A 13,657-nucleotide genomic window follows, 5' to 3' on the forward strand; every position below is an offset into this window, starting at 1 on the left:
CCGTTCGGGATTAGGCGGCCTGGCGCACCACGGGGAAGGTCTTGGCATCGCGGATCACCAGATCCGCCGCCACCTTGCCGACGCGGCCGTCTTCGAATTTCACCTGGGTCTCGATGAACTGGGATGTCTTGCCTGCATAGAAGGCGTCGATCAGCACCGCGTACTTTTCCGAGACGAAGTTGCGTCGCACCTTGCGGGTCCGGGTCAGTTCGTCGTCGTCCGGGTCCAGTTCCTTGTGCAGGATGAGGAAGCGGTGGATCTGGGAGTCGGCCAGCATGCCGTCGTGCACCAGCTGGGCATTGACCTCCTCGACGCACTCCTGGATCAGGTTGTACACGTCGGGCTTGGCAGCCAGGTCGGTGTAGCCGGAGTAGGAGATGCCGCGGCGCTCGGCCCAGTTACCGACAGCGCCCATGTCGATGTTGATGAAGGCGCACACCTGCTCGCGGCCGTTGCCGAAGGCCACCGCCTCCTTCACGTACTGGAAGAACTTGAGCTTGTTCTCGATGTAGTTGGGGGCGAACATGGCGCCGTTGGCCATCTTGCCCACGTCCTTGGCCCGGTCGATGATCTTCAGGTGGCCGTCCTCGTCGAAGAAGCCCGCATCGCCGGTCATGAAGTAGCCCTCGCCGTTGATGGCCTCGGCGGTGGCATCGGGACGCTGGTAGTACTCCTTGAGCAGCATGGGCCCCTTGACCAGGATCTCGCCGTTGTCGGCGATCTTCACCTCCACCCCGGGAGCCGGCTTGCCGACGGAATCCAGCTTGATCTGGCCGTCGGGCTGCAGGCAGACGTAGGCGCAGGTCTCGGTCTGGCCGTAGAGCTGCTTCAGGTTCACGCCGATGGAGCGGTAGAAACGGAACAGGTCCGGACCGATGGCAGCGCCGGCGGTGTAGGCGACGCGGATGCGGCTCATGCCCAGGACGTTCTTGAGGGGCCCGATCACCAGCAGGTTGGCCACGGCGTAGGCCAGCCGGTCGCTGCCGGAAACGGGCTTGCCGTCCAGGATCTCGGCGCCGCAGCGCTTGGCCACGTCCATGGCCCAGGCGAACAGCTTGCGCTTGATGGCGCCGGCGTCCTCCATGCGGATCATCACCTGGGTCAGCAGGTTCTCGAACACCCGGGGCGGGGCGAAGTAGTAGGTGGGGCCGATCTCCCGCAGGTCGGTCATCACCGTGTCACCGGACTCGGGACAGTTGATGGTGAAGCCGGCCACCAGGGCCTGGGCGAAGGAGAACAGGTGGTCGCCGACCCAGGCCATGGGCAGGTAGGAGAGGATGTCCTCGTCCTGCGTCAGCTGGTCGAACTGGCAACCGCCCTTGGCGGCGGCAATGAAGGCTTCATGGGCCAGGCAGACGCCCTTGGGCTTGCCGGTGGTACCCGAGGTGTAGAGCATGACGCCGGTGTCGGTGGTGACGCCCTGCTCGATCTCTCCCTCGAGGAAATCGGGATGGTTCTGGTGGTGGATGCGGCCCATGGCCATGACGGCTTCGATGTCATGGATGAAGGGCTGGTTGTAGTGGCGCATACCCCGGGGATCGTCGTAGATGATGTGGTCCAGCTGGGGCAGCTGCTCCCGCACTTCGAGCAGCTTGTCCACCTGTTCCTGGTCCTCGACGATGGCGAAGCGGATGCCCGCATCCTGAAGCACGAACAGCATCTCGTTGGCCACCGCGTCCTGATACAGGGGCACCGGCACGCCGCCGAGGCTCTGCACCGCCGCCATGGTCATGTACAGGCGCGGACGGTTGTCGCCGATGATGGCCAGGTTGTCGCCGCGCTTGAAGCCCAGCTCGGCCAGGCCGCAGGCCAGGGCCCGGACGTTCTCGGCCACCTCGGCCCAGCTCCAGGTCTGCCAGATGCCGAGATGTTTCTCGCGCATGGCGGGGTGCTGGCCCCGCACCTGGGCATGGTGAAAGAGCAGGCGCGGGAAGGTCTCACCCGTCAGATTACGGGTGTGCGCCGCCTGGGAAGAAGCCACTTCCGGCATAACATCTCCTCCATTGTTATCCCCGCATAACCGATGCCGGCTTGCGGTTTTGTCCGGCCCTTCCCTAATGGGAAATTCCGGGTTCTGCTTCGGTGTTGGAACGGGGCTCCGGTCTTCCCGGTAACCCTGCTCCGGCTTGTCTCCTCCACCCTGGTCGAACACCTCATCGAGGAGGGTCGCCGGCTGGCATTTGGTCTCAATTTAGCGACGCGTCATGGCTATAATTGTCGTCGACCTGACAATTGGCTAAATAAATGCTGACGCTCTCCGAGTTGTTGCACAGCACCACCTGGGGCAGGGAACTGACTGGCGAGGAATTCGCCCGAATCGAGGCCGGCACTTTTGTGCGCCGCATTCCGGCGGGAGGATTCGTCTGTTACAAGGGTGAGCCCGTGGATTACTGGCTTGGGGTCATCGACGGCCTGGTGAAAATCGCCAGCCACGGGGTCACCGGCAAGACCGCCACCTTCACCGGGGTGCCCGCCGGCGGCTGGTTCGGCGAGGGCTCCATGCTCAAGAACGAGCCCCGCCGCTACGACGTGGTGGCCCTGCGCGACTCCCAGGTGGCCTGCATGAGCCGCACCACCTTCCAGTGGCTGCTGGACCACAGCATTCCCTTCAACCGCTTCCTGCTCAACCAGCTCAACGAGCGTCTCGGCCAATTCATCGGCCGGGTGGAAATGGACCGGCTGCTGGAAACCGACGCCCGCATCGCCCGCTGCGTCGCCTCCCTTTTCAATCCCGTGCTCTACCCGGGCATCGGGCCCCAGTTGCAGATTTCCCAGGAGGAAATCGGCTACCTGGCCGGGGTCTCCCGGCAGCGGGCCAACCAGGCCCTCAAGCTGCTGGAGGAGCACGGCCTGCTGCGGGTCGAGTATGGCGGCGTCACCGTCATCGACCTGGAAGGACTGCGCCGCTTCGGCGCCTGATTCGCTTCACCCCACACTGAGAAAGACAAGGAAGATTCATGACCACCGATCGCCAACGCCTCGTCGATGAAACCATCGATTCCCGTCGTTCCGTGCGGGCCTTCCTGCCCACGCCGGTGCCCCGGGAGACCCTGGAGGAGATACTGCGCATCGCCTCCCGCGCCCCTTCCGGCACCAATGTGCAGCCGTGGAAGGTGTACGTGCTGACCGGCAGCGCCAAGGAACAGCTGTCCCAGAAAATACTCGCCGCCTACAACGATCCGGAAGAGGCCCAGACCCATACCGAGGAATATCCCTACTACCCGGCCAAGTGGGTCTCCCCCTACATCGACCGCCGGCGCAAGGTGGGCCTGGATCTCTACGGCCTGCTCGACATCAAGAAGGGCGACGCCGCCCGCATGCACGCCCAGCACGGCCGCAACTACACCTTCTTCGATGCACCGGTGGGCCTCATCTTCACCATCGACCGCATCATGCAGCAGGGCAGCTGGTTCGATTACGGCATGTTCGTGCAGACCATCATGCTGGCCGCCCGGGCCCGGGGCCTGGACACCTGCCCCCAGGCCGCCTTCACCCAGTTCCACCGCATCATCGGCGAACAGCTGAACCTGCCGGAAAACGAGATGGTGGTGTGCGGCATGGCCCTGGGCTATGCGGACGAAAGCAAGCCGGAGAACAAACTGCGCACCGAGCGCGCGCCCCTGGAAGAGTGGGTGCGTTTCTGCGACTAAGGCAGAGCGCGGCGGCGGACTGACATCCCCGCCACAAGAAGGAAAGGACGCCGACCTGCAGGGCCCATTGCCCGGGGCCGGCGTTTTTGTTGCCACCTGGCAATGGCACCGCCATAGCCCAGTATCCGCCTGACTCTCAGGCCAGACAGGCTCAGAAATGCCGTCCCTTCTGCCTCCCGGCAGGGGCGAAAAAAAACCGGGCACCAGGCCCGGTTCGCAAACACAGCAGAGGTTCTTCTTGGAGCCGGCCTGCCCTGGGGCAATGCCGGCGCTGTCTCCTTTTTCTCCTTTGGTTTATTCCTTGGACGAGGCCGGTACAGGCGGCCCGCCCGGGCCGCGGCTGCCCCGGCCGGGGCCTTACATGCTGCGCCGGTACTGGCCGCCCACCTCGTAGAGGGCACCGGTGATCTGGCCCAGGGAGCAGACCCGCACCGCCTCCACCAGCACGGCGAAGACGTTGCCGTTCTCGATCACCGTCTGCTTCAGCTTGGCCAGCATGGCCGGCGCCTTGTCGGCATTGCGCTGGTGGAAGTCCTTGAGGCGGGCGATCTGGGACTGCTTCTCCTCTTCGGTGGAACGGGCCAGCTCGATCTCCACCTGGGCGCTGCCCTTGGGATTCAAGAAGGTGTTCACGCCGATGATGGGGTAGGAGCCGTCGTGCTTCTTGTGTTCGTAGTAGAGCGACTCTTCCTGGATCTTGCCGCGCTGGTAGCCGGTTTCCATGGCACCGAGGACGCCGCCGCGGGAGGCGATGGCCTCGAACTCCTTGAGCACGGCCTCTTCCACCAGGTCGGTCAGCTCGTCGATGATGAAGGCGCCCTGGTTGGGGTTCTCGTTCTTGGCCACGCCCCATTCCCGGTTGATGATGAGCTGGATGGCCATGGCGCGGCGCACCGACTCTTCGGTCGGGGTGGTGATGGCCTCGTCGTAGGCGTTGGTGTGCAGGGAGTTGCAGTTGTCGTAGATGGCGATGAGGGCCTGCAGCGTGGTGCGGATGTCGTTGAAGTCCATCTCCTGGGCGTGCAGGGAACGGCCGGACGTCTGGATGTGGTACTTCAGCTTCTGGCTGCGCTCGTTGGCGCCGTACTTGTTCTTCATGGCCACGGCCCAGATGCGGCGCGCCACCCGGCCGATGACGGAGTATTCCGGGTCCATGCCGTTGGAGAAGAAGAAGGACAGATTGGGCGCGAAGTCATCGATGTGCATGCCCCGGGCCAGGTAGGACTCTACGTAGGTGAAGCCGTTGGCCAGGGTGAAGGCCAGCTGGGAGATGGGGTTCGCGCCGGCTTCGGCGATGTGGTAGCCGGAGATGGAGACCGAGTAGAAGTTCTGCACCTGGTTGTGCACGAAGAACTCCTGGATGTCGCCCATCATCTTCAGGGCGAACTCGGTGGAAAAGATGCAGGTGTTCTGGCCCTGGTCTTCCTTGAGGATGTCGGCCTGCACCGTGCCGCGCACGGAGGACAGCACCCACTCGCGGATCTTCTCGGCTTCGTCTTCCGTGGGCTCGCGGCCGTTGTCGGCGCGGAACTTGTCCAGCTGCTGGTCGATGGCGGTGTTGAAGAAGCAGGCCAGGATGATCGGCGCCGGACCGTTGATGGTCATGGAGACGGAGGTGGTGGGGCAGACCAGGTCGAAGCCCGAGTACAGCACCTTCATGTCATCCAGGGTGGCGATGGAAACGCCGGAGTTGCCGATCTTGCCGTAGATGTCGGGACGCACATCCGGGTCGCAGCCGTACAGGGTGACGGAGTCGAAGGCGGTGGACAGGCGGTGGGCCGGCATGCCTTCGGAAACCTTCTTGAAGCGGCGGTTGGTGCGGAAGGCATCGCCCTCGCCGGCAAACATGCGGGTGGGGTCCTCACCCTCGCGCTTGAAGGCAAAGACGCCGGCGGTGTAGGGGAAGGAGCCGGGGACGTTTTCCTTCATCAGGAAACGCAGGGTCTCGCCATCGTCGGTGAAGCGGGGCAGCACCACCTTCTTGATCTTGGTGCCGGAGAGGGACTCGGAGACCAGCTTGGTGCGGATTTCCTTGTCGCGGATTTTCACCACGTACTCGTCTCCGGAGTAGGCCTTGACCGTGTCGGGCCACATGTCGAGCAGTTTCTTGGCCTTGGCGTCCAGCTCGCTTTCCTTGCAGGCGATGAGCTCGTCGAACTTGGGCAGGGCGGCCTTGGCAGCCTCGTCGTAGCTGTTGAAGAGGTCCTTGGAAATGCGCAGGGACTGGCGCTCCCGGGCGATCTTCACCTGCTCTTCGGTATGCTTGTGGTAGGCGCGCAGGGTATCGGCGATCTCGGCCAGGTAACGGGTGCGCTCCACCGGCACGATGGCGCGGCCGCGGGAGGATTCCTTGACCGTCACCACGGGCAGCTTGCCGGCCTTGGCCTTGAGGCCGAACTCCACCAGCTTGGGCAGGATGGCCTGGTACAGGGCGGTGACACCGTCGTCGTTGAAGCGGGCGGCCATGGTGCCGAACACTGGCATTTCGTCGGGGGACTGGGTGAACAGCTCCCGATTGCGCTGGTACTGCTTGCGCACGTCGCGCAGGGCATCTTCGGCGCCCTTGCGGTCGAACTTGTTGATGGCGACGAAGTCGGCGAAGTCCAGCATGTCGATCTTCTCGAGCTGGGAAGCGGCGCCGAACTCGGGGGTCATGACGTAGAGGGAAGCATCCACCAGGGGCACGATGGCGGCATCGCCCTGGCCGATGCCGGAGGTCTCGACGATGATCAGGTCGAAGCCGGAAAGTTTGCAGGCGGCGATGACCTCGGGCAGGGCGGCGGAAATCTCGGAACCGGTCTCCCGGGTGGCCAGGGAGCGCATGAAGATGTTGGGATGCTCGATGGCATTCATGCGGATGCGGTCGCCCAGCAGGGCGCCGCCGGTGCGCTTGCGCGAGGGGTCGATGGAGATGATGGCCAGCTTGAGGCCGTCTTCCTGGTCCAGGCGGAAGCGGCGCACCAGCTCGTCGGTGAGGGAGGACTTGCCGGCACCGCCGGTGCCGGTGATGCCCAGGGTCGGGGTGGTGGCCACCAGGGCGGCGGCTTCGACGATCTGCTTGCGCAGGCCTTCGGGGTAGGCGCCGTTCTCCAGGGCGGAGACGATGCGGGCCAGGGCGCGGCGGTTGCCGGACTGCAGGGCCGCCATGACTTCCTCGGGCTTCTGGGGCGCCAGGGTGGTGAGGTTGTAGTCGGACTGCTCCACCACGTCGTTGATCATGCCCTGCAGGCCCAGGTGCTGGCCGTCTTCCGGCGAATAGATGCGGGTCACGCCGTATTCGTGCAGTTCCTTGATCTCGGAGGGCACGATGACGCCGCCGCCGCCGCCGAAGACCTTGATGTTCTCGCCGCCGTTTTCCTTCAGCAGGTCGATCATGTACTTGAAGAACTCGACGTGGCCGCCCTGGTAGGAGGTGATGGCGATGCCCTGCACGTCTTCCTGCAGGGCCGCATTGACGATGTCGCCGACGGAACGGTTGTGGCCCAGGTGGATCACCTCGGAGCCGGTGGACTGCAGGATGCGCCGCATGATGTTGATGGAGGCGTCATGGCCGTCGAAGAGGGAGGCGGCGGTGATGAAGCGCACCTTGTTCTTCGGCTTGTAGGGGACGATTTTCTTGGCGATGGAGAGGTCGGTCATGATGTCGCTCCAATAGGCGGATGGGATGGAGCCGGCGTAACGGCCGGCGCAGGGTTCGGGAGTATCAGGCGCCGAAGTCGTCGGGCATCTGCAGGGCTACCACTTCGCCGCTGGCCGTGGCCACGCCTTCAGCATAGACGGTGGATTCGATCACCACCTTGCGGCCCTTGATTTCCTTGACGCGGCCGCGGATCTCCAGGGTCACGCCCAGGGGGGTGGGTTTCAGGTACTTGACCAGCAGGGAGCCGGTGACGAAGCGGAACGGGGGCAGGCTGTCCATTTCCCGGCCTTCGGCCCGGTACATGGCGGCCGCGGCGGTGCCGGTGCTGTGGCAGTCGATCAGGGAAGCCAGCAGGCCGCCATAGACGAAGCCGGGCACGGCGGTGTGGTAAGGCTCGGGGGTGTAGCGGGTGACGCTCTCCTCCCCTTCCCAGAAAGTCTTGATGCGGTGGCCGTGGTCGTTGCGGCTGCCACAGCCGTAGCAGTGGGCCACGCTCTCCGGGTAGTAATCCTGAAAGGCTTTCATGGGCAGACCGGCTTTCTCGACATTTTTCTAAGAATGGCGACATCTTAAAAAGTCCGCCGGCCCAGGGCCATTGCCCGCTATGCCGCAAATCGTGCAAAATCCGCCAATATGGAATTTCAACCAATTCACGGTGTTGCAGGGCAGCAATGAGCAACCCTGACAAAATCGCCAGTCCCCTGCCCCGCCCCCGGGCCACCGTGGCCATGGGCTTCGTCCAGGGCATGCTGGCCGGGGTCACGGCCCGCGGCGGCGATGCCGGCCCCCTGCTGGAGCGGGCCGGCATCGGCCGGGAGGTGCTGCACCGGCCGGATGTGCGGGTGCCGGTGGAGCGTTACGCCGCCCTCTACAACCTGCTCATCGCCGAACTCGGCGACGAGGGTTTTGCCCTTTTTTCCACGCCCTTGCCGCCGGGCACCTTCGAATTCCTCTGCCGCAGCGTCATCAGCGCACCGACCCTGGGCGAGGCCCTGCAACGCAGCACCCGCTTCCTGGGGCTGGTGCTGCATGATCTGTCGGTGCATCTGGAAAGCGGGAGCGCCGGTCAGGCCCTGCTGCGCATCCGGGAGGAGCGCCCCCTGGCTGTCGGCCGGGTCTTTGCCTTTGAATGGCTGCTGCGCCTGCTGCACGGCCTGGCCTCCTGGCTGGCGGGGCGCAGCATCGTCCTGGAGCGGGTCCAGTTCCCCTACCCGCGCCCGGCCCATGCGGACGACTATGCCCTGATCTACACCGCCCAGTCGGACTTTGCCGCCGATTCCCTGGCCGCCAGTTTCTCCGCCACCCTGCTGGACCTGCCCATCCGCCGCGACGAGGCGGCCCTGGCCAGCTTTCTTGAAGGCTCCCCGGGCAAGATCACCACCCTCTACCGGCGGGACCGGGAAATGGTGCTGCGGGTGCGCGACATCCTGCGCGCGGCCCTGCCGGAACTGCCCGATCTGGACGGCGTCGCCCGCCAGCTCAACCTGTCGCCCCGCACCCTGCACCGGCGCCTGGAGGAGGAGGGCTCCAGCTTCCGCGCCATCAAGGACGCCCTGCGCCGGGACCTGGCCCTGTCGCGCCTGACCAAGACCAGCCAGCCTCTGGGCCAGATTGCCGCCGACCTGGGCTTTGCCGACCCCTCGGCCTTCTTCCGCGCCTTCGTCTCCTGGACCGGCACCTCACCCAGCCAGTACCGCAAGCGCCTGCGGGCCCAGAAGGAGCGCCCCGGCAACGGCCAGGAACCGTCTCAGGCCTGAGTGTTCACTGTGGCGCCGGCCACGGCGGCAACTGCGGCACCGGTATCGCCCATGCCGCCCACGTCGATATAGACCTGGGGCACACTGGCGACGCCGTCGCCTCCCTGCCCCATCAACTGGTCCAGCTTGGCCATGCTTTCCTGGATGCTGCGCACATCCTTGTCCTGCTGTCCGAGTTTCTGCTTGAGCAGGGCGGCAACAGCCTTGAGCACCTTGCGCGCCTCTTCCAGGGCCTTGCGCAAAGCCTTGTCCGCATCGGACTGGCCGCCGCTCCTGACCCCCTCCGTGGCGCCCCGGCTTTCGCCGGCCCTCTTGTCTTCGGCCTTTTGCTCCGGATCGGCAGCTACCGCGGCTGCAGCTTCCGCTTCCGCACCGGCTCCGCTGGCTACCGCGGCCGACTCATCGGCCGCCCCTGCCTCTGCGCTGTCGGCCTCGTCACCGCCCGTATCGGCCTGGGCCTCTGCCGCAGTCGCCTGGGCCACGGCGCTCTGGGCCGGTCCATCTGCCGTCCCCTGGGCCGCATCGCTGCCGACACTGGTGGTTTGACTGGCGGAACTGTCCGAACTGCTCACGGACAGATTGGCCGACGCGCCCGAGCCGCCGCTGTTGCCGCCCAGATTGCCGGCCAGGGACGCCAGTTCCTTGGCGATGCTGCGGACCTGCCGGGCCAGCGCCTTGGCCTGCTCCGGCGTCGCCCCGGCCAGCATGGACTTGAGCATCTGCAGCCGCCTTTTCAGCATCTCGGCCTTGTCGGCCGCCGCCTGCTTGCGGGTCTCCTGGGCCGACGGCATGGAGCGCAGCTGTTGCAGCAAACTGCTCATCTGCCGCGCCCGCTCTGATTGTCGCTTGGCCTGCTCGTCTTCCTTGGGCGAGAGGATGGACTGGGCCAGGGCTTTGGCACTTTCCCTCGCCTCGTCCGCCCCTCCCTGTCGTTCGCTGCGCTTGGCGGAAGCGGTAGACGCGGTCGTCCAGCTAAGGGAAGTGATTTTCATGGGATATCGCCGGCGAAGAACACATGACTTGTTAACGGCAATATGCCGGCCGACTTGACCCAAGCCGGCCGGCGGTGGGAATTACTCCACCGTCACCGACTTGGCAAGGTTGCGCGGCTTGTCCACATCGGTGCCCTTGACCAGGGCTGCGTGGTAGGACAGCAGTTGCAGGGGAATGACGTGGAGGATGGGGGAGAGGCGGCCGTAGTGTTCCGGCAGGCGCAGGATATGCACCCCTTCCGACTCGGCGATTTCCGAATCCGCATCGGCGAAGACGTACAGCTCGCCGCCCCGGGCCTTCACTTCCTGCAGGTTGGACTTGAGCTTCTCCAGCAGCACGTCATTGGGCGCCACGGCGATGACCGGCATGTCCTTGTCCACCAGGGCCAGGGGCCCGTGCTTCAGTTCGCCGGCCGGATAGGCCTCGGCGTGGATGTAGGAAATTTCCTTGAGCTTGAGGGCCCCTTCCAGGGCGATGGGGTAATGGATGCCGCGACCGAGGAAAAGGGCATGCTGCTTCATGGCGAAGCGCTCGGCCCAGGCCTTGATCTGGGGCTCCAGCTCCAGGGCCCTGCCGATGGCGGCGGGCAGGTGGCGCAGGGCCTGCAGCTGGATAGCCTCCTCGGTATCGGAAAGACGCCCCTTGAGCTTGGCCAGCACCAGGGTCAGCAGGAACAGGGCTGCCAGCTGGGTGGTGAAGGCCTTGGTGGAGGCCACGCCGATTTCCGGGCCGGCCCGGGTGATGAAGCGCAGAGCACATTCGCGCACGATGGCCGACTCGGGCACGTTGCACAGGGCCAGTGTCCGGTGGTGGCCCAGGGCCTTGGCATGGCGCAGGGCGGCCAGGGTGTCCGCGGTCTCGCCGGACTGGGAAATGGCGATGACCAGCTGGTCCGCCTGGGGCACGGATTCCCGGTAGCGGTATTCGCTGGCCGTTTCCACGGTGCAGGGAATGCCGGCCACGGCTTCGAGCCAGTAGCGGGCGGCCATGCCGGCGTGGCTGGAAGTGCCGCAGGCCAGGATCAGCACCGAGCTGGCGCCGCCCAGCAGGGTTTCCGCTTCGGCCCCGAAGAGGCCGGCCTGCAGGCTCTTGGCGCCGCCCACCATTTCCAGGGTATTGGCCAGGGCGTCGGGCTGCTCGAAGATTTCCTTCTGCATGTAGTGGCGGAAGCGGCCCAGTTCCACCGCGTCCGCCGACAGGCTGGAGAGGGCCACCGGCCGCTCCACCGGCGTGCCGTCGGCCCGGGCGACGCGCCAGCTTTCGGGACGCAGTTCGGCCACGTCGCCGTTTTCCAGATAGACGATGCGACGGGTCACCTGCAGCAGGGCGGAGGCATCCGAGGCCGCATAGTTGCCCTGCTCGCCGACACCCAGGAGCAGGGGCGAACCTTCCCGGGCAACGATGACCCGGCCCGGTTCGTCTTCCTTGACCACGGCGATGGCGTAGGCGCCCTGGAGGCGCTGCACCGTGCGGCAGACGGCTCGGAACAAATCAGGCTCGCTCTTCAGGGTGTGGTGGATCAGGTGGGCGATGGTTTCCGTATCGGTCTCGGATGAGAAGCTATAGCCCAGAGCCGACAGTTCGGCCCGCAGGGACTCGTAGTTCTCGATGATGCCGTTGTGCACCACCGCCAGACCTTCGGAGATGTGGGGATGGGCGTTGCGCTCGGAAGGCACGCCATGGGTGGCCCAGCGGGTGTGGGCGATGCCGGTCTCGCTGGTGGCTCCGGTGCTGTCGGCCTGGGCCGCCAGTTCGGCCACCCGGCCGACGCTGCGCAGGCGTTGCAGGCCGCCGTTGAGGATGGCCAGGCCGGCAGAGTCGTAACCCCGGTACTCCAGCTTGCGCAGGCCTTCCAGGAGGACGGGGACGATATTGTTACGGGCTGCCGCCGCGACGATGCCGCACATGGCTCAGCTCCCCGCCATTTCCAGGGCCCGCTTGGCGAACCAGGGACCCAGGCCGTAGAGACCGCCCATGGCCAGGGCCATCAGCACGGTGCCGGCCACCAGTTGCTTGCCCGCCTTGGCGCAATCGGCCCAGTGCTTCCAGCAGAAATAGAGGGGCCCCAGCACCGGCACCAGCAGGGCACAGGCGCCCCAGCGCCAGCCGTGGGCGAAGGAGGCGGGAATGGTGTCGATGTAGCCCACTAGGAGCAGCATGCCGCCGCCGGCCACGGCCAGGGCGACGGTCAGTACGTAAAGGGTGAAATAGGCGTCCATGGAACTTCCTTACTTTTTGACTTTTTCGGGGCGCTTCCAGCCGGCCAGGCTGACCTGGCGGGCGCGGGAAACGGTGAGGGAATCGGCGGGGGCGTCCTTGGTCAGGGTGGTGCCGGCCCCCAGGGTGGCACCGCGGCCCACGGTGACCGGGGCCACCAGCTGGGAGTCGGAACCGATGAAGGCATCGTCCTCGATGACGGTGCGGTACTTGTTGGCGCCGTCGTAGTTGCAGGTGATGGTGCCGGCACCGATGTTGACCCGCTGGCCCACGGTGGCATCGCCCACGTAGGCCAGGTGGTTGGCCTTGGAACCGGGGCCAAGAATGCTGTTCTTCAGTTCGACGAAATTGCCCACATGGGCCTCGGCCCCCAGCTCGGTACCCGGCCGCAGGCGGGCGTAGGGACCAACGATGGCATCGGGTCCGACGACGGCCCCTTCCAGGTGGCTGAAGGCGGCAATGCGGGCGCCGGCCTTGACCGTGACATTTTTCAGGACGCAGCAGGGACCGATGTCCACGGCTTCCTCCAGCACCACCTCGCCTTCGAAGACGCAGCCCACGTCGATGGCCACGTCGCGGCCGCAGCGGAGCTGGCCGCGCACGTCGAGCCGGGCCGGGTCGGCCAGGCGCACACCCTGCTCCAGCAGGCCATGGGCCAGGCGCAACTGATAGACCCGCTCCAGCTCAGCCAACTGCACCTTGCTATTGACCCCGGCCACCTCCCATTCGCCTTCCGGCTGGGCCGTATGCACCGGCACCCCGTCCGCCACCGCCAGGGCCACCACGTCGGTTAGGTAGTACTCGCCCTGGGCATTGTCGTTGGAGAGGCGGGACAGCCAGTCCTGCAGGCGGGCCGTGGGCAAAGCCATGATGCCCGTGTTGGTTTCCCTTACCAGGCGCTCGGCCGGGGTAGCGTCCTTTTCCTCGACGATGCGCTGCACCCGGCCGGCGCTGTCGCGGATGATGCGCCCGTAGCCCTTGGGATTTTCCAGATCCACCGTCAATACCGCCAAGCCGTCGCCGGCGGCCTGCACCAGCCGCTGCAGGGTGGCGGCCTGGATCAGGGGCACATCGCCGTAAAGCACCAGGGTCATGCCCTCGCCATCCAGCAGGGGCAGGGCCTGCATCACCGCGTGGCCGGTGCCCAGTTGGGGTTCCTGCACGGCACAGGCCACATCGGCTGCAGCCAGGGCGCTGCGCACCACGTCGCCGCCGTGGCCCACTACCAGGCAGATACGGGACTGGCCCAGACGGCGGGCGGTATCCAGGACATGGGCAGCCAGGGCCTTGCCGGCAATGGGATGAAGCACCTTGGGCAGATGGGAATGCATACGCTTTCCCTGGCCGGCGGCGAGGATGACGATATTCATGGGATTTTTCCGTAATACAGAAGCGACATG

The 13,657-nt window shown here is 65.7% G+C and carries 10 protein-coding genes; 3 read left to right on the forward strand and 7 right to left on the reverse strand.

Going from position 1 to position 13,657, the window contains the following annotated elements:
- Positions 1–10: 10 nt before the first annotated feature.
- Positions 11–1,990 carry an AMP-dependent synthetase/ligase gene (locus ACLSSQ_RS16380; RefSeq protein ID WP_416243266.1) on the reverse strand — a complete coding sequence of 660 codons (1,980 nt, stop codon included), beginning with the start codon at positions 1,988–1,990 and terminating at the stop codon, positions 11–13.
- 254 nt (positions 1,991–2,244) lie between these two features.
- On the opposite strand from ACLSSQ_RS16380, the gene ACLSSQ_RS16385 reads away from it, so the two are divergent.
- Both ACLSSQ_RS16385 and ACLSSQ_RS16390 read left to right on the forward strand, forming a co-directional pair.
- Positions 2,245–2,919: a Crp/Fnr family transcriptional regulator gene (locus ACLSSQ_RS16385; RefSeq protein WP_014236210.1), complete on the forward strand. Its 675-nt coding sequence runs from the start codon at positions 2,245–2,247 to the stop codon at positions 2,917–2,919.
- Between the two features lie 38 nt (positions 2,920–2,957).
- A complete protein-coding gene (locus tag ACLSSQ_RS16390; protein WP_416243267.1) occupies positions 2,958–3,650 on the forward strand; it encodes a nitroreductase in 693 nt (230 codons plus the stop codon).
- Positions 3,651–4,007: 357 nt separating this feature from the next.
- Here ACLSSQ_RS16390 and icmF read toward each other — a convergent pair whose 3' ends face one another.
- Together icmF and ACLSSQ_RS16400 are read right to left on the reverse strand one after the other, a co-directional pair.
- Complete coding sequence (icmF, locus tag ACLSSQ_RS16395; protein ID WP_205231264.1) at positions 4,008–7,289, reverse strand: fused isobutyryl-CoA mutase/GTPase IcmF; 3,282 nt, start codon at positions 7,287–7,289, stop codon at positions 4,008–4,010.
- A 64-nt stretch (positions 7,290–7,353) separates the two neighbouring features.
- Positions 7,354–7,815 carry a PaaI family thioesterase gene (locus ACLSSQ_RS16400; protein ID WP_014236207.1) on the reverse strand — a complete coding sequence of 154 codons (462 nt, stop codon included), beginning with the start codon at positions 7,813–7,815 and terminating at the stop codon, positions 7,354–7,356.
- A gap of 146 nt (positions 7,816–7,961) precedes the next feature.
- On the opposite strand from ACLSSQ_RS16400, the gene ACLSSQ_RS16405 reads away from it, so the two are divergent.
- Positions 7,962–9,047, forward strand: coding sequence for an AraC family transcriptional regulator (locus tag ACLSSQ_RS16405; protein WP_416243268.1), 1,086 nt, complete (start codon positions 7,962–7,964; stop codon positions 9,045–9,047).
- Here ACLSSQ_RS16405 and ACLSSQ_RS16410 read toward each other — a convergent pair.
- The 4 genes from ACLSSQ_RS16410 to glmU form a co-directional block, all read right to left on the reverse strand.
- Positions 9,038–10,039: a hypothetical protein gene (locus ACLSSQ_RS16410; protein WP_416243269.1), complete on the reverse strand. Its 1,002-nt coding sequence runs from the start codon at positions 10,037–10,039 to the stop codon at positions 9,038–9,040. The genes ACLSSQ_RS16405 and ACLSSQ_RS16410 overlap by 10 nt on opposite strands.
- An 81-nt stretch (positions 10,040–10,120) precedes the next feature.
- Positions 10,121–11,947 (reverse strand): glutamine--fructose-6-phosphate transaminase (isomerizing), encoded by a 1,827-nt coding sequence (gene glmS / locus ACLSSQ_RS16415; RefSeq protein ID WP_416243270.1) that lies wholly within the window; start codon positions 11,945–11,947, stop codon positions 10,121–10,123.
- 3 nt (positions 11,948–11,950) lie between these two features.
- Positions 11,951–12,259: a hypothetical protein gene (locus ACLSSQ_RS16420; protein WP_014236203.1), complete on the reverse strand. Its 309-nt coding sequence runs from the start codon at positions 12,257–12,259 to the stop codon at positions 11,951–11,953.
- Positions 12,260–12,268: 9 nt separating this feature from the next.
- Positions 12,269–13,627 (reverse strand): bifunctional UDP-N-acetylglucosamine diphosphorylase/glucosamine-1-phosphate N-acetyltransferase GlmU, encoded by a 1,359-nt coding sequence (glmU, locus tag ACLSSQ_RS16425; protein ID WP_416243271.1) that lies wholly within the window; start codon positions 13,625–13,627, stop codon positions 12,269–12,271.
- Positions 13,628–13,657: the final 30 nt, after the last annotated feature.

The organism is Azospira sp. APE16 (genome assembly GCF_047901315.1).
Taxonomy (GTDB): Bacteria; Pseudomonadota; Gammaproteobacteria; order Burkholderiales; family Rhodocyclaceae; genus Azospira; species Azospira oryzae.